Annotated in this window: 20 protein-coding genes; 16 read left to right on the top strand and 4 right to left on the bottom strand. The window is 63.6% G+C overall.

The window, feature by feature from the left end; translation table 11 throughout:
* Window positions 1-2: 2 nt before the first annotated feature.
* The gene (locus tag KAK11_RS12820; RefSeq protein WP_210809523.1) at window positions 3-608 is read left to right on the top strand and encodes an OmpA family protein; all 606 of its coding nucleotides are present in this window, start codon (window positions 3-5) and stop codon (window positions 606-608) included.
* Entirely contained in the window at window positions 605-1561 is a 957-nt protein-coding gene (locus tag KAK11_RS12815; RefSeq protein WP_210809522.1) for a patatin-like phospholipase family protein, read from the top strand. Before KAK11_RS12820 ends, KAK11_RS12815 begins: the two co-directional genes overlap by 4 nt.
* A 75-nt stretch (window positions 1562-1636) precedes the next feature.
* On the opposite strand, the gene KAK11_RS12810 is transcribed toward KAK11_RS12815, so the two are convergent.
* Window positions 1637-2797 (bottom strand): PQQ-dependent sugar dehydrogenase, encoded by a 1161-nt coding sequence (locus KAK11_RS12810; RefSeq protein WP_210809521.1) that lies wholly within the window; start codon window positions 2795-2797, stop codon window positions 1637-1639.
* Between the two features lie 97 nt (window positions 2798-2894).
* Here KAK11_RS12810 and KAK11_RS12805 point away from each other — a divergent pair, with 97 nt between their 5' ends.
* Window positions 2895-4280: a glutamine synthetase family protein gene (locus KAK11_RS12805; RefSeq protein ID WP_210809520.1), complete on the top strand. Its 1386-nt coding sequence runs from the start codon at window positions 2895-2897 to the stop codon at window positions 4278-4280.
* Between the two features lie 54 nt (window positions 4281-4334).
* Here the strand turns inward: KAK11_RS12805 and KAK11_RS12800 are convergent, their stop codons facing one another.
* The 3 genes from KAK11_RS12800 to flgA all read right to left on the bottom strand — a co-directional run bounded on the left by KAK11_RS12800 (window position 4335) and on the right by flgA (window position 5993).
* Window positions 4335-4745, bottom strand: a complete 411-nt coding sequence (locus tag KAK11_RS12800) for a hypothetical protein (protein WP_210809519.1) — start codon at window positions 4743-4745, stop codon at window positions 4335-4337.
* 62 nt (window positions 4746-4807) lie between these two features.
* Window positions 4808-5101 carry a flagellar biosynthesis anti-sigma factor FlgM gene (flgM, locus tag KAK11_RS12795; RefSeq protein WP_210809518.1) on the bottom strand — a complete coding sequence of 98 codons (294 nt, stop codon included), beginning with the start codon at window positions 5099-5101 and terminating at the stop codon, window positions 4808-4810.
* Window positions 5102-5219: 118 nt separating this feature from the next.
* Entirely contained in the window at window positions 5220-5993 is a 774-nt protein-coding gene (flgA, locus tag KAK11_RS12790; RefSeq protein ID WP_246498854.1) for a flagellar basal body P-ring formation chaperone FlgA, read from the bottom strand.
* 203 nt (window positions 5994-6196) lie between these two features.
* Here flgA and flgB point away from each other — a divergent pair, with 203 nt between their 5' ends.
* From flgB to KAK11_RS12725, 13 genes are all read left to right on the top strand, one after another.
* Window positions 6197-6610 (top strand): flagellar basal body rod protein FlgB, encoded by a 414-nt coding sequence (gene flgB, locus KAK11_RS12785; RefSeq protein WP_210809517.1) that lies wholly within the window; start codon window positions 6197-6199, stop codon window positions 6608-6610.
* A 15-nt stretch (window positions 6611-6625) separates the two neighbouring features.
* A complete protein-coding gene (gene flgC, locus KAK11_RS12780) occupies window positions 6626-7072 on the top strand; it encodes a flagellar basal body rod protein FlgC (RefSeq protein WP_210809516.1) in 447 nt (148 codons plus the stop codon).
* 51 nt (window positions 7073-7123) lie between these two features.
* Window positions 7124-7774 (top strand): flagellar hook assembly protein FlgD, encoded by a 651-nt coding sequence (locus tag KAK11_RS12775; protein ID WP_210809515.1) that lies wholly within the window; start codon window positions 7124-7126, stop codon window positions 7772-7774.
* Window positions 7775-7828: 54 nt separating this feature from the next.
* On the top strand, window positions 7829-9091 hold the full coding sequence (gene flgE, locus KAK11_RS12770) for a flagellar hook protein FlgE (RefSeq protein ID WP_210809514.1): 1263 nt from the start codon (window positions 7829-7831) through the stop codon (window positions 9089-9091).
* Window positions 9092-9128: 37 nt separating this feature from the next.
* Window positions 9129-9857, top strand: coding sequence for a flagellar basal-body rod protein FlgF (gene flgF, locus KAK11_RS12765; protein ID WP_210809513.1), 729 nt, complete (start codon window positions 9129-9131; stop codon window positions 9855-9857).
* Window positions 9858-9921: 64 nt separating this feature from the next.
* Window positions 9922-10689: a spermine/spermidine synthase domain-containing protein gene (locus tag KAK11_RS12760; protein WP_210809512.1), complete on the top strand. Its 768-nt coding sequence runs from the start codon at window positions 9922-9924 to the stop codon at window positions 10687-10689.
* A gap of 23 nt (window positions 10690-10712) precedes the next feature.
* The gene (locus tag KAK11_RS12755; RefSeq protein ID WP_210809511.1) at window positions 10713-12521 is read left to right on the top strand and encodes a GspE/PulE family protein; all 1809 of its coding nucleotides are present in this window, start codon (window positions 10713-10715) and stop codon (window positions 12519-12521) included.
* Between the two features lie 172 nt (window positions 12522-12693).
* On the top strand, window positions 12694-13158 hold the full coding sequence (locus tag KAK11_RS12750) for a tripartite tricarboxylate transporter TctB family protein (protein ID WP_210809510.1): 465 nt from the start codon (window positions 12694-12696) through the stop codon (window positions 13156-13158).
* Window positions 13159-13171: 13 nt separating this feature from the next.
* Window positions 13172-14683, top strand: coding sequence for a tripartite tricarboxylate transporter permease (locus tag KAK11_RS12745; protein WP_210809509.1), 1512 nt, complete (start codon window positions 13172-13174; stop codon window positions 14681-14683).
* Between the two features lie 375 nt (window positions 14684-15058).
* Window positions 15059-16207 carry an RNA ligase RtcB family protein gene (locus KAK11_RS12740; RefSeq protein WP_210809508.1) on the top strand — a complete coding sequence of 383 codons (1149 nt, stop codon included), beginning with the start codon at window positions 15059-15061 and terminating at the stop codon, window positions 16205-16207.
* Window positions 16204-16839 carry a peptide chain release factor H gene (gene prfH, locus KAK11_RS12735; RefSeq protein WP_210809507.1) on the top strand — a complete coding sequence of 212 codons (636 nt, stop codon included), beginning with the start codon at window positions 16204-16206 and terminating at the stop codon, window positions 16837-16839. The genes KAK11_RS12740 and prfH overlap by 4 nt, the downstream gene beginning before the upstream one ends.
* 277 nt (window positions 16840-17116) lie before the next feature.
* The gene (locus KAK11_RS12730; protein WP_210809506.1) at window positions 17117-19435 is read left to right on the top strand and encodes a TonB-dependent receptor domain-containing protein; all 2319 of its coding nucleotides are present in this window, start codon (window positions 17117-17119) and stop codon (window positions 19433-19435) included.
* Between the two features lie 97 nt (window positions 19436-19532).
* A complete protein-coding gene (locus tag KAK11_RS12725; protein WP_210809505.1) occupies window positions 19533-20840 on the top strand; it encodes an MFS transporter in 1308 nt (435 codons plus the stop codon).
* The last annotated feature ends 1 nt before the right edge of the window (window position 20841 follow it).

Below are 20841 nucleotides of genomic sequence, written 5' to 3'. Positions count from 1 at the left end.
GCATGACTGATCTGAAGCGCCGCCTGCTGTGCGTCGCCATCCCCGCGCTCTTGGCTGCCTGTGCCACGCCAGAGCCTCCCCCCCCACCGCCCCCGCCGCCACCTTACAAGGGGCCGGTGCTGCAGATCGCCCAGATTGAACGCGGTGTGCAGATCGTGCTGCCGAGCACCGTCTTGTTCGAAGTGGGCAAGTCCAGCTTCAACGCGGCTGAGGCCGGTCCCTTCCTGGACCGCGTGGCCAAGTTGCTGACCACCAAGACCGACAAGCGTGTCTCCGTGGAAGGCCACACCGATGCGGACGGCTCTGCAGCCCTGAATGATGCGCTTTCCAAGGCCCGCGCCAAGGCCGTGAGCGATGCGCTGGCAGCTCGTGGCGTGGAGGCCGCGCGCATGGACGCGCTGGGTTACTCCTTCAACCGCCCGGCGGCGGCCAATAGCACCGAGGAAGGCAAGCGCCTGAATCGTCGTGTGGAGCTGATCATCCTGGACGAAAAGGTGGAGAAGCTGACCGAGGGCGAGCATCCAGGCTCCTTCGAAGCAGCCTGGAGCAAGCTCAAGGACCTGATCGACAAGGGCCTGGTCAAGCCGGTTGAAGGTGGCGCTCGATGAGCCGCGACGAGCAGTCCAGCGGCCAGCCTATGGAGCGCCGCCGATGGCTGGCCCACGCACTGCAAGGCAGTGTGGCGGGTGGGGCCATGCTGGCCGCAGCACAAGCAGCGGTGGCCCAAAGCCGCAAGCCCGCGCCCGCAGCCGCTGGTGCGGCCAACGCAGATGGCAGCAAGCCGCGGATCGGCGTGGCGCTGGGCGGTGGCTCGGCGCGGGGCTTTGCCCACATTGGTGTGCTCAAGGCACTGGATCAAGCAGGCTTGAAGCCTGAGGTCGTGGTCGGCACCAGTGCCGGCTCTTTGGTCGGCGCTTTCTATGCCGCAGGCTTCACGCCCTGGCAGATTGAAGAAGTCGCCCTGCGCATCCGCGAAGTGGATGTGGCGGATTTCTCCAGTGCCAGCAAGCGCGGCATGTTGGCAGGCGATGCGCTGTGGCGGGTCGTGAACGACTACCTCAAGGGCGCGCGCATCGAAAGCTTCAAGACCCGCTATGCCGCGGTCACCACCGACCTCAAAACCGGCGAGCTGCAAGTGCTGCGGCAAGGCCCGGTGGCGGATGCGGTGCGGGCCTCCTGCAGCATCCCGGGTGTGTTTGTGCCGCGTGAGATGGGTGGGCGTGAGCTGGTGGATGGCGGTTTGGTTTCGCCCCTGCCGGTGAAGGTGACGCGCCAAATGGGCTGCGACCTGGTGCTGGCAGTGGATGTGGCCACGCGGCCGCGCCGCTCCGATTTTTCGGGCCTGTACGAAGTGATTCTGCAGTCCTTCGAGATCATGGGCCGTGCGCTGGCTGACCAAGAAGGCGCGGGTGCCGATGTGATCGTGCGCCCCGACACCGGCCAATACGCCAGCAGCGACTTCAATGTCCGCAAGGAAATGATCCAAGCCGGCTATGAGGCCATGCAGCGCCAAATGCCCGACTTGATGCGGCGTGTGGAGCAGCGCAGCCGTAAGGCCTGACGCTGAGCGTTAAGTGCCCAGCCTGCAAAGCGCCTCTTCGGAGGCGCTTTGCTTTGGAGCCAGGATTTCTGCCGCTTAGCGCTCCACCCGCAGCAACTTGCCGCTGTCGCTCAACAAGTAGATCCAGCCATCTGGCCCCTGGCTGATGTGGCGAATGCGTTCGCCCAGGCGGCCAAAGGGCTCGTCGCGGCTGACTTCGGTGTCGCCCTGCAACACGATGCGCCAGACGCTGCTGCCGGCCAAGCCCGGCACAAAGGCCTGGCCCTTCCACTCGGCAAAGCGCTCGCCGCTGTAGAACAGCAGGCCGCTGGGGGCAATGGAGGTGGGCACCCAGGTGGAGATGGGCTCGACGAACTCGGGCGCATGCTTGCCGCCGCCGATGCGGCAGGCCTCGCCGACGGGCGAGCCATAAGGGCAGCCATAGCTGCGCGTGGGCCAGCCATAGTTGGCCCCCTTGCGAATTCGGTTCAGCTCATCACCGCCTTGCGGGCCGTGTTCGGTGGCCCACAGCTCACCGGTGCTGGGGTGGAAGGCCAAGCCCTGCGGATTGCGGTGGCCCAGGCTCCAAATCTCAGGGCGGCTGCCACTGGGCCACGCGGGGTTGTCACTGGCAGGCTGGCCGTCAGGCCGCAGGCGGATGATCTTGCCCAGCGTGCCCGTCAAGTCCTGGGCGGGTGCTTCCTTTTGCCGCTCCCCCAAGGAGACCCACAGCTGCCCGTCCGGGCCAAACAGCATGCGCGAGCCGTAGTGGCCGTTGCCCGAGACCTTGGGGCTCTGGCGATAGATCACCTGGCCCTCCACCAGCGCGTCGCCCTGCAGCCGAGCCCTGAAGATCGCCGTGCCGCTCAAGCCGGCTTCGCTGCCTGCGCCGGGTTCGGAGTAGCTCAGGTACAGCCATCCTGAGCTGGCAAAGTCGGGGGCCAGCAGCACATCCAGCAGGCCTCCTTGACCTTGGGCATGAACCATGGGCACGCCACTGATATTGGCCAGCGCTTGGCGCCCATCGGCACTGAGACGGCGCAAAGTGCCGGCCTTCTCCGTCACCAGCATCCCGCCACCGGGCAGGTGCGCCAAGGACCACGGTTGGGTCAAGGAGGTGTTCAGCGAGGTCACGCGCAAGCCGGCGGCTGGCGGCTCGGGCGCAGGGCTGGAGGGCGCGGTGCCGCCGCAGCCGGGCAGGGCGGCCAGAGCTGCACACACTATGAGGAGCTGGCGTTTGGAGACAAGAGTGGTCATGGTGATGGTGTGCGAGGAGAGTCACGAGCGAAGGCGCCTATAGTGCCAAGAACTTCGCCGCTGTGGTGCGGCTATGGCCCATTTCCCCACCAGACTCATGTTGTTGCCTCTTGCCCCCCCTTCCCGCCAAGACCTGATCCACGCCCTGGCCCATGCCGGCAGCACCTGGGTGGAATGCGCCACCTCAGACCTCGGCTCAGTGGCCCGCGGCAAGCAGGTCCATGCGGATGACTTTGTGTCGGCAGCGGGCTGTCGCCTGCCCTCGGTGGTCTGGGGGCTGACCGTGTCGGCCGGTGAGTCCGCCGAGGTGTTTGGCCCCTTGCTGCCCAAAACCTACGACGATGTGCATCTGGTGCCCGACCTCACCACGTTGGCCAAGCGGCCGGGCCGAGCGCAGGAGTGCACCGTCATCTGCGAGCCCACGGGCCGGCTGCGCCATGCCGGGGGCGAGTTTGATGCCAGTGCGCTGTCGCCGCGCGCCGCGCTGCGGCGGGTGATTGCGGGCTATGAGCGCGCGGGGATGGCAGCCTTGGTGGCCCCGGAGTTGGAGCTGTTCTTATTGAGCCGCAGTGCACAAGCGCCGGGTCTTGAGGCGGCGCTCCCCTCGCCGCACGCGCCAGTGCAAGAGCGAGCCTGTGAAGCCTATTCACTGGAGCGCCTGAGCCATTTCGAGCCTTACTTTGATGAGCTGCGCACACAGTGCCAGGCGCTGGAGATTCCTTGGAGCGGCCATGCGCACGAGTCGGCGCTGTCGCAGTTCGAGGTCAACTTCCACCCCGGTGAGCCGCTGTCGCAGGCCGATGCGGTGTTCCGCTTCAAGCGCTTGGCGCGTGAGGTCGCGGCGCGCCACGGCTTTCTGGCCTGCTTTGCTGCCAAGCCCTTTTTGGACCAGCCGGGCGTGGGCACGCACTGGCATGTGAGCCTGCAGCGGCGTGACCGCAGGGGCTGGCCGCATGTGTTCGCCACGCCCGAGGGCGAGGACAGCGCAGCCTTGCTGCACTTCATCGGGGGCTTGCAGTGCGAGGCGGCTGCGGCCATGGCCTTGTTTGCGCCTTACGACATGTCTTTTGACCGCATTCGCCTCAGCGACGCCTCGCCGTCTCACGCCAGTTGGGGCCACGATGCGCGCTCTTTGGCATTCCGCATTCCTGCCTCGGGCGCCAGCAGCCGCCGTGTTGAAAACCGCCTGCCCGGCGGCGATGCCAACCCCTATCTGACCTTGGCTGCCACGCTGAGCTTGGGGCTGCGGGGTCTGACGCAGGCCCAGCCTCCACAGAGTGGCGCGGCCGAGTCCCTGGCGCTGCCGCGCAGCTTGCCCGAGGCCTTAGACGCCTTGACGCGCAGCCAAGCGCTGCGCGAGCTGTTGGGTGACCCGCTCTGGGCGCTGTTTCTGGCCTTGAAGCGTCATGAACACGCCGAGCGCAGCGCCACCGCCAACCCGCGTCAAGAGTGGGATTTGCGCCATTTGATCGAATTGGCTTGAGCCAGACGCAAAAACGCCCACCGAAGTGGGCGTTGCGGCAGGGGAGAAGACGGCTCAGGCCTGGGCCAAACCGCCGGAATTGGCCCGCATTGACAGGCCTTGAGCGCTGTACATCGGCCCTTGGCGGGCTGCGGCCATGTCGGGGATGAGGATGTCGATGGCGCGGTCCAGCGCCGACGTGGCACGCGCCACGGCCTCGCGTTGGGCAGCGACTTGACCGCCGGTCACGGCCAAGCGGCGACGCAGGGCAGGGGGGACGGCGCCGCGGCGTGCGGCCCGCGCAAAGCACTCCATGGCATGGCCCAGAGCGCGGTGCAGATTGCTGGCTGCGGCCTCGGTGGCCACGGCGTCTTGCAGCTTGAGCGCATCGCCCAAAGCACCCAGATGCGCCTCGACATGGCCCAAACTGGCTTCAAGCTGGTCGGCATCGTGCTGCACGGAAGGGTCCACAGAAGGCTGAGGCATGGCAGTGGCTCGGGCGGGTGGCGGGCAGGGACATCACATCAGGGGTGTGAGCCCCCAGGGGTTCAGTTGCGCGGCCGCTCCAACAACTCGCGGGCGTTGGCAATCAACTTGTCGGCAATCTTGTCCGCGTTGATCTCGAACTTGCCGTCCTTGATGGCTTGGGCAATGCGCTCGACCTTGGCGGCGTCAAAGCTGGGGTCGTCAGCCGCTTGGCTCAAGAGGCTGGCCGCTGAGGAGATGGCCACCTTGGCGCTCGGCTCTCCCTCCGCTCGGCTCACACCTTTGTCGCTACCGGGCTTGCGCTCGGTTTGCACAGGGGTGAGAGAGGCCTTGTTTTCAACAGATCCGATTTTCATGGTTTGCTCCAACGGGCCTTGGAAAGCGTCGGCCCGATCGACATGTCTTGGCTTTCGGAGCCTCCGGGCGGAACTTTAGATTCATTTATGGGGGGTGCCCCAAAGTTTCGCAGAAGAATCACAACATCACCTCGACCTCGCGGTCGGCGACAGCCCGGCCTTGCAACAAACGGCCACTCTCGACTTTGACCTTCACGGGCATCCCTTCAATGCCCGCTGAAAGCGCTTGGCCTTCTGTGACGACGCGCCAGCCTGGGCCGCTGGCAATGACCTTGACGTTCTCGCCCGCCGCAAACCACTGGCGGGCTTTGAAGTCAGATTGACGCAGAGTATCCCCTGCCGGAAGGGCCCTTGCCAAGCTACGGCCCAATGCCTGGCTGGGTTTCAACAACGCCACGCCGGGCTCGGCCGCGATGTCCACCTCCGCCAAGGTCAGGTGTCTGGCCTCTAAGGTGGTGCCCATGGGCAGGGCTGCGGTGGTGACCACGGCTTTCATCCAGACTTGCACCGTCATGGGCAAGCTGACGTTCCAAAGACGAGTGCCCTGAACACAGCGCAGGCCGATGCGCGTGCGCCCCCAGGCCGCTTGATGAGCGGGCAGGTAGGGCTCGATCTTGTCGCAAGGCGCGAGCTTCAAGCGCGGGTCCAACTGCCCGACTTGCACTTCAATGCGGGCCGGCTGGCTCAAGACTTGTGCCGCGCCCTCGCGCGCCAACTTTTCCAGTTGGGGGGCCATCAGCGTCACCAGCGCATCGCCCGGCTTGGCGGGGGCGGGGCTGGTTGGAGCGGGCACCACTGCCTGCGCTTGCACCGCCACCGCGCCAGCCGCCACCATGCCGCAGGCAAGGCCTCGGCAAAGCGTGGTCCAGGGCAGGGCAAAGGGTGTCGGCATAGGGGCAGCTTAGAGGCTATTCAGAGGCCCCCATGGTGACAGGCTGCGCCGAATGGCTGAGCCGGGAAATGCATGGCGAGTCGGGCGCTTTTCGGATCTACAGCGTGCGCCATGGCTTCTCACAATCGGCGCAAGGCCGGGACTCTTGTTTCGAATGTCGGCCCTTTGCATCTCTTTCTTGAGCCCTTTTGCAGGAGCCCTCCATGCTCAATCGACTGACCCAAGCGCTGGACTTCCAGGCCACGGCCCTGTCATTGCGCGCGGAGCGCCAGCGCCTGATCTCCAGCAATATCGCCAATGCGGACACGCCCGGCTATGTGGCCCGCGACATGGACTTTGCGCAAGCCTTGCGTGAAGCCACTCAAGGCCTGCCGCCGCCCAGCCAGTTGGCAGCCACCAGCCGCGGCCACATGCAATTGCAGATTGGGGCGCGCAGCGAGTCGGGCCTGCGCTATGCCGCAGGCAGCCAAACCAACCTCGACAACAACTCGGTGGACATGGACCGCGAGCGCGCCACCTTTGCCGAGAACTCGGTGAAGTACGAAGCCACCTTGCGCTTCATCAACGGCAGCGTGCGCACCATGCTCGATGCCATGAAGAGCCCGAGCCAGGGCTGATGACAGGAGTCGATCATGAGCATGTTCAAGGTCTTTGATATCTCTGGCAGCGCCGTCAGTGCGCAAAGCCAGCGGCTCAATGTGGTGGCCTCCAACTTGGCCAATGTGGACACCGTGGCCGGTCCGGACGGCCAAGCCTACAAGGCGCGGCAAGTCGTGTTCCAAACCGTGCTGATGAACGCCTCGGGCGCAGCCGCCAAAGGTCAGGCCGAGAGCCCTGTCACCGCGTCGGCGGGCGTGCGGGTGTCCAACGTCACCGAAGACGCCACGCCGGGCCGCAAGGTGCGCGACCCTTCGCACCCAGCCGCAGATGCGGAGGGTTATGTGACCTTCAGCAACGTCAACGCCGTGGAGGAGATGGTCAACATGATCTCCGCCTCGCGCTCCTACCAGAACAACATTGAAGTCATGAACACGGCCAAGAGCCTGTTGCTCAAGACCTTGCAAATGGGCCAAGGCTGACGCGTCAGCGCCGCCTAGCCACTCCGCTTCACCTCTCCATCAGGGCTCCCCATGACCTCCGTCACCTCCACCACAGGCACCAGCAGCACTCAGACCAACGCCCTCGCGGGCGGCAGCCCCAGTGCGACGGAGCAGTCTGACCGCTTCTTGAAGCTCTTGGTCACGCAAATGCAGAACCAAGACCCGCTCAACCCCTTGGACAACGCCCAAGTCACCAGCCAGATGGCGCAGATCAGCACCGTCAGTGGCCTAGAGAACCTCAACACCAGCTTGGGCGGCCTGTCCACTCAGTTCGGCCAGCTTCAGGCCCTGCAGGCAGCAGCTTTGGTGGGGCATGACGTGGCCTTTGAAGGCAACTCCCTGCGCGTGCAGGGCACCAAGGCCGACGCCGGCTTTGAGCTGAAGAGCAAGGCCGACAAGGTTGTGATTGACATCACCACGCCAGGCGGCACAACCGTCGACCGCATCGAGATGAGCGCGCTGGATGCGGGCCGCCACGACATCAACTGGGAGGTGCCTTCCGCGTGGACGGGCACGGCCCTGAACTTCAAGGTCACCGCCACCGCCAATGGCAAGCCGGTGGAGTCCTTGGCGCTGGAGCATCAACGGGTCACCGCTGTCAGCAACTTTGCAGGCACGGTGGCGTTTGAGTTGGCCAATGGCGAGCGCCTGGCCCATGACGCTGTTTGGACCTATCTCTGATCCCCGCCCTCTCTTCGCTTTCCCCGCAGTAACGCTTTCAGTCAGGAGCACCCCATGAGCTTTCAACAAGGTTTGTCTGGACTCAATGCCATGTCCAAGAACCTCGAAGTCATTGGCAACAACATTGCCAATGCCAACACCTTCGGCTTCAAGGCCTCGCGCGCCGAGTTTGCCGACATGTATGCCAATGCCTTGAGCGGCAACGGCGGGCAAAGCGTGGGTATTGGCGTGACAGTGGCGGCGGTGTCCCAGCAGTTCTTGCAAGGCAACATCACGTCGACCGACAACCCCATGGACATGGCCATCAATGGCGGGGGCTTCTTCCAGCTGACCGATGGCTTTAACCCCATGACCTACTCGCGCAATGGGCAGTTCAAGGTTGACAAAGATGGCTTCATCACCAACAACGGGGGCCTGAAGCTGGTGGGCTATACCGCCGACCTGGAAGGCGTGATCCAGCCGGGGTTGGCTGTGCCGCTGCAGTTGCCGACCGCCGGCATTGCGCCCGCGCGTACCGATGAAATTGACATGGAGTTCAACCTGGACTCCCGCTTGGGCGTGACCGACCCGGGTCCGGCCGTGATACCGCGGGTGGACTTCTCCGACGCCACCACCTACAACAAAGCCACCTCCCTGACGGTCTATGACACCAAAGGCCAGCCGGTGGCCTTGACCTATTACTTCCAAAAGGCGGCGACCGACCAATGGAACGTCTACATCACGGCCAACGGCACCACCTTGGGCGGCAGTGCGGCGGACCCCCAGCCATTGACCACCTTGGCTTTTGAGCCCGGCGGCGCCAATCCCACACCGGTCAACATCACCCTGGACATTCCGTCCTCCACCAATGCCGCTGGCGCTGAAACCCTGGCCATCCCCGCAGTGGACCTGAGCTTCCGCGGCAGCACCCAGTTTGGTGCCGAGTTTGGCGTCACCAACCTGGCTCAAAACGGCTATGCGCCGGGCAAATTGGCCAGCATCGTGGTGGAGTCTTCCGGCGTCGTGATGGCGCGTTACTCGAATGGCCAGTCCAAGCCGGCGGGGCAGGTGGAGTTGGCCACCTTCCGCAATTTGCAAGGCCTGCAGCCGATTGGTGGCAATGGCTGGCAGCGCACTTTCACGTCGGGTGACCCGATTGTGGGCACACCCGGTGTGGGCAATATGGGCGTGCTGCAAGCCGGCGCACTGGAAGATTCCAGAACGGACTTGACGGGTGAGTTGGTCAATATGATCACCGCCCAGCGCAACTACCAAGCCAATGCGCAGACCATCAAGACCATGGACCAGGTCATGCAAACCTTGGTCAATCTGCGCTGATCGTGACTGAGTTGTTGTTCACCCGCCGGAGCCTGCCATGGACCGCATGATCTATCTGTCGATGACCGGCGCCAAGGCCGCGATGCACCGCCAAGAGGTGCTCTCGCACAACCTGGCCAATGTGTCGACCAACGGCTTTCGCGAAGAGATGGCGGCCTTTCGGGCGGTGCCGGTGCGGGGCGATGGCGCGTCCACCCGTGTCTTTGCCCTGGAGACGACGGTGGGCTACAACCCCGAGCCCGGTGCGGTGCAGCACACAGGCCGCAACCTCGATGTGGCCATGAAGGGCAATGCCTGGCTGGCCGTGCAAGCCCTGGACGGCACCGAGGCCTATACCCGCGCTGGGGGCCTGGACATGAACGCCGAAGGTCTGCTGGTGACGCGCAGCGGCCTGCAAGTGGTGGGCGATGGCGGGCCCATCACCGTGCCGCCGAATGCCGAAGTGCAGATTGCCTCGGATGGCACGGTCAGTGCGACCGTGGCGGGGGCCAGGCCTCAGACCATTGGACGGCTCAAGCTGGTGACGCCCGAGCAGCCATTGACCCGGGGTAACGATGGCCTCTTCCGTGGGCCCGATGGCGATTTGGACGCCGATGCCACCGCCCGTATTCAAGACGGGGTGTTGGAGGGATCGAATGTCAGCCCTGTGGAGACCATGGTCGCCATGATCACCGCCGCGCGTCAGTTTGAACAGCAGATGAAGCTGATGCAAACCTCTGAAAAGCAAGAACAAGCCGCGTCCAAGTTGCTGTCTAACGCGGGTTAAGGTCTGCCCTGAGCGTCGCACTGCGGTATCGTGCGCCTTTGCCCATACGCTTTGCCCAGACGCGATGAAGTCCTCCGCCCAAGACCTGGTGGGTGCCACCCTCTCTGAACACAATGGTGTGCGCTACCTGCACCTGGACTCCATCTGGATCCAAGGCGCGATGCGCATTGCCAAGCCCAACGCGCTGGAGCTGGAATACATCCAACGCATGATGGCCTGGATGCTCTGGCGCCCCACCGAGGAGCTGACCACCGGCCACAGTGTGCAGCTGGGCTTGGGGGCGGCGGCCATCACCCGCTTCAGCCACAAGGTGCTGCGCATGCGCACCACGGTGGTGGAGATCAATCCCACCGTCATCAGCGCCTGCAAGCTGTGGTTTCGCCTGGGCGATGACGACGCCAAGCTCAGCGTCGTCAACACCGATGCTGCGCGCTGGGTGCGCGACCCCGCCAACCGACATGAAGCCCAGGTCTTGAATGTGGACCTCTACGACCACGAGGCCGCAGGCCCGGTGTTGGACGACGAAGACTTTTATGCGGCTTGCCGAGACGCGCTGGACGAAGGCGGCCTGATGACCGTCAACCTCTTCGGCCGCGACGCCAGCTTTGCCCGCAGTGCGGGGCGCATTGCGCGGGTGTTTGGCCTCGACCAAGTCTGGAGCCTGCGGCCCACCAAAGAGGGCAATACCGTCATCGTGGCGGCGCGCGGTGTGCAGGTGCCTGACCGGGCCACCTTGACCGCTCGGGCTGAGCATATTGAAGCCCGTTACGAGTTGCCTGCCCGCAAGTGGCTGCGCATGGTGCGCCCGCTGGACCCTGCGGTGCTGGCCTGACCTTCTTTGTTGACCCTGGCGCCATGAACACCAAGACTGCCCCGACCCGCTCTCTGCCCAAAGGCCGTTTGGAGCTGCGTCAGCTCCTGGCCTGGATGAAGGAAGACGGCGTGCTGCCTGGCCCCGAGGCCGAGCGCTTGGCCAAGCGCTATGCCCAAACCGGCTCCAGCCTGCATCCGCTGATGCGCCTGGGCGGCGCCGGCTTGAGCGACGCGCGCAACGGCCAGGCCTTGAGCACCACCAGCCTCACCGCCTGGTTGGCAGACCGCTTCAACCTGCCGCTGATGAAGATCGACCCGCTGCGGGTGGACGCGAGCCGGGTCACCGAGGTCATGTCCCAGGCTTATGCCGAGAGCCGCCGCTCGTTGCCTCTGCAGCTCACGCCCAAGCACGTCACCATCGGTACGTGCGAGCCGTTTGACACCGACTGGGTGCACGAGATTGAGGCTCATGCCAAGCGGCCGGTGAAGCTGGTGGTGGTGGCGCCCGATGACATTGCGCGTTACACCGCAGAGTTCTACCAGTTGGCCACCAATGTCCGCGTGGCACGCAAGAGCAACGAGAGCGCCTCGGCGGCCGCCAGCTTTGAACAACTGGTGGACCTGAAAAGCCGCGACAACCTGGACGCCAACGACCAGGGTGTGGTGCAACTGGTGGATTGGCTGTGGCAGTACGCCTTTGACCAGCGCGCCAGCGATATCCACCTGGAGCCTCGCCGCGACATGGGCGCGGTGCGCTTTCGCATTGATGGTGTCTTGCACACCGTGCACCAGGTGCCACAGGCCGTGATGCTGGCCATGACGGCGCGAATCAAGCTGCTGGGCCGCATGGACGTGATCGAGCGCCGCAGGCCGCAAGACGGCCGCATCAAAACACGCCGCCCTGATGGCGGCCCCAATGGGGGGGCTGAGGTCGAAATGCGGCTGTCCTCCTTGCCCACCGCCTTTGGCGAAAAGCTGGTGATGCGGATCTTCGACCCCGGTGCGGCTGACAAAAACTTCGACGCCCTGGGCTTTTCCCCCGATGAAGCCAAACGCTGGGGTGAGCTGATCACCCGGCCCCACGGCATCATCTTGGTCACCGGCCCCACGGGCTCGGGCAAGACCACCACGCTCTACTCCACGCTCAAGAAGCTGGCCACCGAAGAGGTCAACGTCTGCACGGTGGAAGACCCGATCGAAATGATCGAGCCGGCCTTCAACCAAACCCAGGTGCAGCCGGCCGTTGAGCTGGGTTTTGCCGAGGGCCTGCGCGCCCTGATGCGGCAGGATCCGGACATCATCATGGTCGGCGAAATCCGCGACCTTGAAACCGCGGAGATGGCCATCCAAGCCGCGCTGACCGGCCACCTGGTGTTCAGCACCCTGCACACCAATGACTCGCCTTCGGCCATCACCCGCCTGATCGACCTGGGCGTGCCGCCTTACCTGATTTCCGCCACGGTGATTGGCGTGTTGGCTCAACGCTTGGCCCGCTCACTGTGCCCCTCGTGCAAGAAGCCGGACCCGACGGTGACCCGAGAGTCCTTGAATGCTCTGGCCAAGCCCTGGGCCTTGGGCGGTGCGGTGCGCGCCTACAAGGCGGTGGGCTGTGAGGCCTGCCGCAACACTGGCTACCGTGGCCGTGCGGCGCTCTATGAGCTGATGCAGATCGACGATGCTTGCCGCGATGCACTGCATCCCGAACTCGACATGGCCGCGCTGCGCAAGCATGCGGTGTCTGAAGGGCTGATGCCGCTGCGCATTGCCGGCCTGGCCAAGGTGGCTGAAGGCGTGACCACGCTGGATGAAGTGCTGCGTGGCACACCGCGCTGGGAAGCGGGCAAGGCCTGAGGTCGCGCGCAGGCGGCGCTCGCAGCCGCGCTTTGCATGTCGATTATTGGGGGCTGCTGATAGGGATTACCCGGCAGTCCGCCCCTGCATCGCCTTACGTGTATTCCACAGCGCCGGCAGGGTGAGCCGTTCATAGAATTCACGCAGTCACTGCAACCGTGAGGAGACTGCGTTGAAAATTAAAAGTCAAAGGAACTTCTGGTCCGGCCTGATGTTCATTGCCATCGGACTGTCGTTCGCCTGGGGTGCCACCAACTACAGCTTTGGCAGCTCGGCCAACCCAGGCCCCGGCTACTTCCCCTTCGGCCTGGGGCTGATCTTGGCGGTCCTGGGCGCGCTGGTGATCTTCACGGCGCTGACCATTGAGACCGCCGATGGCGACCCGGTCGGTGCCTTTGCGTGGCGGCCCCTGTTGATCATCTTGGCCTCGGTGGCCTTGTTCGGTTTCTTGCTGCCGCGTTTGGGCATGGTGATCTGCCTGCCTCTGCTGGTCATTGCCTCCAGCGTGGCCAGTGACGAGTTCACTTGGAAGGCGTCGCTCATCAATGCTGCCGTGCTGATCGCTTTGTCGTATGCCGTGTTTGTGGCGGGCTTGAAGCTCACCATTCCGTTGTGGCCCACCATGTTCGGTGCCTAAGGAGTAGCTGACCATGGATCTCTTATCCAATCTGGGCCTGGGCCTGCAGACGGCCTTCACCGTCACCAACCTTCTCTACGCTTTGGGCGGTGCCATTCTGGGCACCCTGATCGGTGTGCTGCCGGGCTTGGGGCCGGTGGCCACCATCGCCATGCTGCTGCCGTCCATCTATGCCCTGGACGCGACGCCTGCGCTGATCATGCTGGCCGGCATTTACTACGGCGCTCAGTATGGTGGATCGACCACCGCCATTTTGATCAACGTCCCCGGTGAATCCAGCTCGGTGGTCACCGCCATCGACGGCTATGCCATGGCCCGTCGCGGCCGCGCTGGTGCTGCGCTCGCGGCGGCCGGTTTGGGCTCCTTCTTCGCTGGCTGCGTGGGCACTTTGATCATCGCGGCCTTCGCGCCGCCGCTGACCGAGCTGGCCTTCAAGTTCGGCCCGGCCGAATACTTCAGCCTGATGACCCTGGGCTTGATCGGCGCCGTGGTGCTGGCCTCAGGCTCCTTGGTCAAGGCCATCGGCATGATTGTGCTGGGCCTGCTGCTGGGGCAGATCAACACCGACGTTATTTCGGGTGTGCCACGCTACAGCTTTGACATCCCTGAGCTGACCGACGGCATCGGCTTTGTGACCATCGCCATGGGCGTGTTCGGCTTTGGCGAAATCATTGCCAACCTCGGCCGTCCCGCCGAACACCGCGAGGTCTTCACCAAAGACGTGAAGGGCTTGTGGCCCACGGCCCAAGACTTCAAAGAGGGCTTCCCGGCCGTGCTGCGGGGCACGGCCCTGGGCTCCATCCTGGGCGTGCTGCCCGGCGGCGGTGCCTTGCTGGCGTCCTTCGCGGCCTACACGGTCGAGAAGAAGATGCGCATGGGTGCCAACGAGGTGCCTTTCGGCCAGGGCAATATCCGCGGCGTGGCGGGCCCCGAGTCGGCCAACAATGCCGGCGCACAAACCAGCTTCATCCCCATGCTGACCTTGGGCATTCCGCCCAACCCGGTGATGGCGCTGATGGTGGGCGCGATGACCATCAAGGGCATCCAGCCCGGTCCTCAAGTGATGACGGCCAACCCCGAGCTGTTCTGGGGCCTGATCGCCTCGATGTGGATCGGCAACCTGCTGCTGGTGATCTTGAACCTGCCCTTGATCGGCATCTGGATCAAGCTGCTGACCGTGCCTTACCGCGTGCTCTACCCGGCCATCCTCACCTTCTGCTGCATCGGCCTGTACACGCTGAACAACAACAACTTCGACATCTACATGGCGGTGCTGTTCGGCTTTGTGGGCTATGTCTTCTACAAGCTGAGCTGCGAGCCTGCGCCATTGCTGCTGGGCTTCATCTTGGGCCCCATGATGGAAGAAAACCTGCGCCGCGCTCTGCTGCTCTCGCGTGGTGACTGGAGTACCTTTGCCACCCGGCCACTGTCCGCAGGCTTGCTGCTGGCGTCCCTGGCCATGATCGTGGTGGTGCTGCTGCCCTCGATCCGCTCCAAGCGGGAAGAGGCGTTCCAAGACGATTGACGCCTGGCGCCTGACACCTCGCAAGGGCTGACTTTGGTCAGCCCTTTTTCATGGTGCTGTCGCATAAACACGTCGCACCGCACAGGCCAGGCTGGACCTGAACACCCACTTGCCCCTACAGTGCGGCCCTCTTCGCGCGCCACGGCTTGCACGGCCCCCGCAAGGGCGGCGCACCCCCATCCATCGACTTCACAAGGAGAACAATATGCAAAAGAACACGACCTCCCTGTGGGCTGGGTCGACGGTGGCTGAGTTGTTGCACTGAGCAGCCTCACCGCACTTCTTTTCGCGCCCCACTGAGCACCGCTTTGCGCGGTGCGGTGGCTTGCGCGCGTCTGTCCCAGTCCGGTTTCATCACTTTGAATCTGGATTTTTATGGGCAATTTTGTCAAGGTCTTGTCGGACCGCGCCTGCGTGGTCGCGACGGACTCGACGTGGATGGAAGATGCAGCGATTGCACAGCTGCTGACCACCGCGCAATTAGAGGGCATGCAACGCGTGGCGGGCATGCCGGATCTTCATCCTGGTCGCGGCAACCCTGTGGGTGCGGCCTTTTTCTCAAAGGACATCATCTACCCCACGCTGGTGGGGAACGATATTGGCTGCGGCATGGCGCTGTGGCAAACCGACCTGTTGGCCAGCGCCGTGCGCCTCGACAAGTTGGACAAACGCGTTGGCAATATTGATGGCCCGCTGGAGGATCTTGAACTGCGCGATCAAGCCGCGCAGGCGCAGGGTCTGGCGCCTGGCGAGCACCTGGCATCACTGGGAACCATCGGCGGCGGCAATCACTTTGCTGAGTTTCAGCAGGTGGACACGGTCTATGTTGAACAGGCGGTGTCCGATCTCGGTCTGAGCCCGCGCCATCTGCTCTTGCTGGTGCACAGTGGCTCGCGCGGTTTGGGCGAGCGCATCCTGCGCCGGCATGTCGAGGCCTTCGGTCATCGGGGCCTGAAGGCCGGGGAAGACGCGGCCGTGGCCTATCTCCGAGAGCATGATGCCGCCCTACTGTTTGCGCGCTGCAACCGTGGCTTGGTCGCACAGCGGCTGCTGAACAATGTGCGTGCACAAGGCGAGTGCGTGCTCGATGTGCACCACAACTTTGTGGCCGCTGCGAGTGTGGGCGGACAGCAGGGTTGGTTGCATCGCAAAGGTGCGACGCCTTCCGACCAAGGGCCAGTGATGATCCCTGGCTCCCGCGGGGACTACAGCTACTTGGTCAGGCCACGTCGCCTGTGCCACGACACCCTGTTGTCGTTGGCGCATGGGGCAGGTCGCAAGTGGATTCGCTCGGCCTGCAAAGACCGCTTGTTCAAGCTGACGACCCCCAGCCAAATGGGCCGGACGGCGCTGGGCAGCCGCGTGATCTGCAACGACCGCCAACTCATCTATGAGGAAGCACCGCAGGCCTACAAAGGCATCGACAGCGTGGTGCAGGCCTTGGTGGGGGCGGGCCTGATTGAGCTGCTCGCACGGCTTAAGCCCGTGCTGACCTACAAGACCCGCGGGGAGTGCTGCGAATGATCATGCTGCAACTGACGGCCAACACAGGCCCAGAGGAATGCTGCTTGGGCGTTCGCAAAGCACTGGCTCGCTTGCTTGAAGAGGCGCATCAACAAGGCGTTCGCACCGAGCTGCTAGAGCAAGTAGCCAGCGCAATGGAGGGCAACCTTCGCTCGGTGCTCGTGGCGCTGGAAGGCGCGCAGGCGCGCACGCTGGCAGCGCAGTGGAGCGGCAGTCTTCAATGGATCAACGTGAGCCCTTACCGGCCAGCGCACAAGCGGAAGAACTGGTTCATTGGCGCTGAGGCCTTTGAGGACGAAGCCACCGATGGCCAGGATCAGGCGCTGCGTGAACAAGACTTGTGCTTTGAAACCTTGCGCGCGAGTGGCCCTGGCGGTCAGCATGTCAACAAAACCGATTCGGCGGTGCGCCTGACCCATCTGCCGACGGGTCTGAGCGTCAAGGTCCAAACCGAGCGCAGCCAGCATGCCAACAAACGCTTGGCCCGCGCCTTGTTGAGCCACAAGCTGGCCGACAGGGCCAGTGCCGCAGATCGAGCCGCGCGTCAGCAGCGCTGGATCCAGCACCACGGGGTGGAACGCGGCAATGCGATCCGGGTGTTCAAGGGCCCGGGGTTTGTGGAGGCGTGCTGAGCGCCGCTTGCTCCGCTGACTTCTTGGCCGGGGTGGCACGCGCTCCACCCCCACTTCACCCCCGTGTCGGCGGTCTTTTGGCTTCGATGCGGGGGGCTGTGGCGCCGCTGAGTCATTCGGGGTTTGCACTAATGCAACCGATTGCAATAAGCTGGGAACATCACAACGTCTTCAAGGGCTTCCGTGCGCTACGTGTGGTTGCCATCGAAGAATTTCCCCCAAAAACACCCAAGACCGCTGCGCTCGGCACTCTTTTCCACCCTCGGAGACGCATTTCATGAAGACGTTTGCAACCTTGACCCCAGTGTCCCTGGCCATCCTGATGGGCTTTGCGGCCACGGGCGCACATGCCCAGACCGCCGCTGCTGATGACAAGGCAGAGGCCAAAGCTGACACCTTGCAACTTGAACGTGTGGTGGTGACGGGTACGTCCACCGCCCGCTCGAAGATGAAGCAGTCGGTGTCGGTCTCGACCTTGGATGCGGAGCAGTTGCAAAACGCGGTGGCCTCCAGTGCCGCTGATGTGCTGCGTAATGTCCCTGGCGTGCGTGCTGAGGCCAGTGGCGGCGAAGGCAATGCCAACTTGGGCGTGCGTGGCCTGCCCATGTCCGATGGCGGCGGTCGCTATGTCCAGTTGCAAGAAGACGGCCTGCCCGTGATCTTGTTCGGTGACATCTCCTTCGCCACGGCCGACCAGTTTGTCCGCGCCGACTACATGACCGACACCGTTGAAGCCATTCGTGGCGGCTCCTCGGCCACCATGACCACCAACGGCACTGGCGCCATCGTCAACTTCCGCAGCAAGACCGGCAAGACCAACGGCGGCGCTGTGGGCCTCGGCCTCGGCTTGGATCATCGTCAGCAGCGCTTGGATTTCGCCTACGGCACCAAGGTGGCTGATGGCCTGAACCTGCAGTTTGGTGGCTTCTATCGCATCGGCGAAGGCACACGCAACACCGACGCGACGGTCGAGAACGGCGGTCAGTTCCGCGCCGCTTTGACCAAGGATCTGGGGCAGGGCAGCTATCTGCGCCTGAACCTCAAGAGCCTGAATGACCGCACACCCACCTACTTGCCAGTGCCCGTCACCACCTCGGGCAGCAAGATCAACACCATCCAAGGCATTGATCCGCGCACGGCCTTCTTCGTGAATTCGCGGTTCGCCAACGACACCGTGGTCGACAAAAACGGCAACACCGTCAACACCAACCCACAAGATGGTTTGGCAGTGCAGGTCAACTCGATTGGCATCGAAGGCCAATTCAACCTGGGCAACGGTCTGAGCTTCAGCAACCGCTTCCGCAAGAGCGACATCACGGGCCGCTTCATCGGTGTCTTCCCGGCTGGCGGCGCGGCCACGGATGCCGCCAACGGCGCCAACCAATACACCGGCACAACGCCGGTGTTCTCGGCCCACATCTTCAACACCTCGTTGGACGACATGGGCAACGTTTTCAATGACGCCCGCCTGCAAAAGGAATTCAAGCTCGATGGCAACGCCAAGCTGACCGCTACCGGTGGCTTGTTCTCGGGCATCCAGAACATCGGCCAGACCTGGTACTGGAACCGCTACAACATTGGCCTGACCGGCGACGGTGCGGCTCTCTACGACAACACCGGCAAGGTCACCACCCAGCCCGTGGGTGATGCCACCACCACCTGGGGCGGCTGCTGCTTCCGCAACCTCGATGTGCGCGTGACGGCGATGGCGCCCTATGCAGCGGTGACTTATGACAACGGCCCATTGAGCGTGGACGGCAGCATCCGCTTTGACAAGCAGCGCGGCACCGGCACCCAGAAGTTTGGTGATGCGGCCAGCGGCAACACCTGGAACCCCGCCAAGACCAACACCATTGGCTGGAGCACCAGCGGCACCTCTTATTCCTTGGGCGGCAACTATGAGCTGAACAAGGGCATGGCCACCTTTGCCCGCTTCAGCCACGGTGTGACCTGGAAGTCACCGGACCGCGTGGTGTGGGATGCCGATGTGGACAGCGGCCGTGCGCCCTATCCCGTCAGCAAGATTGACCAGTTTGAAGCCGGTGTGAAGTACCGCACCCAGGGCTACAGCGCCTTTGTCACGGCCTTCTTGGCCAAGACCAAGGAAGGTGCAGGCTTTGAGTTGACCACCCAGACCGTCAAAGAAAACGCCTACAAGTCGCAAGGCATTGAAGCTGAATTGGCAGCCAGCTTTGGCGACCTGCGCCTGACCGGCGGCTTCACGCTGACCAATGCTGAAATCACCTCGGGTGCCAACACCGGCAAGACCCCGCGTCGCCAAGCCAACTTGGTCTACCAAGTCTCGCCCAGCTATGTCTTTGGCCCGGTGGAAGTCGGTGGCAGCTTGATCGGCACCACCAAGTCCTACGCCCAGGATGACAACGTGGTGGTCTTGCCTGGCTATGCCACGGTCAATCTGTTCGCCAACTACGAGGTGGCCCGCAACCTGACCGCTTCCCTGGGTGTGAACAACCTGTTCAACACCTTGGGCTACACCGAAGCCGAAGGCCAAGGCAACTTGACCAACAACCCGCTGTACATTGCCCGCGCCATCAACGGTCGCAGCGCACGCGTGTCCTTGAAGTACAGCTTCTAAGCGCCTTGCCAGAGCAGGCCTGCCCTGCTCGCTCTTCACAGGTCAAGAAGGGCGCCGCCGACGGTGGCGCCCTTTTCACTCCAGGCATCGCCAGATCATGAGCGCACTCAAGCCCCACCTCTCGCTGTCGCAGATCATCAATATGAATGTCGGATTCTTCGGCATTCAGTTCAGCTTTGGTCTGCAACAGGCCAATATGAGTCCCATTTATCAGTACCTCGGTGCTGACGAATCCAAGCTGCCGCTGCTGTGGTTGGCGGGGCCGGTCACGGGCCTGTTGGTGCAGCCGATTGTGGGCGCCATGAGCGACCGAACCCAGAGCCGCTGGGGCCGTCGAACGCCCTACTTTTTGATTGGTGCCATTCTGTGCAGCCTGGGCCTCTTGGCCATGCCCTACAGCCCGACGCTGTGGTTTGCAGCAGGTCTGCTATGGATCTTGGATGCCGCCAACAACGTCACCATGGAGCCCTACCGGGCCTATGTGTCCGATCGGCTCAATCAAGACCAGCATGCCCGCGGCTTCTTGACCCAAAGCGCCTTCACCGGCTTGGCGCAAACGCTGGCCTACCTCACGCCCAGTCTCTTGGTGTGGATGGGCATGAACAAAGATGCGGTCGGCGATAACCACATCCCCCAAGCCACGCTGACCGCCTTTTTGATTGGCGCCTTGCTGTCCTTCACCACGGTGTGGTGGTCCGTCAAAAAGGTGCCCGAGCTGCCGCTGACCGATGAGGAGCGACAGCGCATTGCTGCAGCCCCGAAAGGCGTTGGCGCCACTCTGGCGGAGATCGTCGATGCGATCAAGCACATGCCGCCCACCATGCGTAAGCTGTGGTGGATGAAGCTGTTCCAGTGGTACGGCATGATGTGCTACTGGATCTACATCGTCCCGGCCTTGGCCAAGACCATGTTTGCCACCACAGACGCTCAGTCTGCGGGCTTCAGAGACGCCAGTTTGCTCAACGGCCAGATCGGCGGCTTCTACAACTTCGTGGCCTTCTTGGCGGCCTTTGCGATGCTGCCCTTTGTGCGGCGCTGGGGCCCGAAGGCCGTGCACGCCACCTGCCTGCTGGCCGCTGCCTTGGGCATGTGGATGCTGCCCACCATCCAAGACAAAGCCTTGCTGTTCTTGCCCATGATCGGCATCGGTTTGGCTTGGGCTTCCATCATGGGCAACCCCTATGTGCTGCTGGCCGGCAGCATTCCCCCAGAGCGGGCCGGGGTCTACATGGGCATCTTCAATATGTTCATCGTGATTCCCATGCTGATCCAGATGGTCACCTTGCCGCTGATCTATCACAGCGTGCTCGGTGGCCAGCCTGACAACGTGATTCGCCTGGCCGGCGTGCTGCTGGCCTGTGCGGCAGTGGCAGTGCTGCGCGTCCCAACGGCTGCTTCCAAGTGAC

Source organism: Ideonella paludis (genome assembly GCF_018069865.1).
In the GTDB taxonomy this organism is placed as follows: domain Bacteria; phylum Pseudomonadota; class Gammaproteobacteria; order Burkholderiales; family Burkholderiaceae_C; genus Ideonella; species Ideonella paludis.
This window is presented reverse-complemented; position numbering and strand designations above follow the sequence as displayed.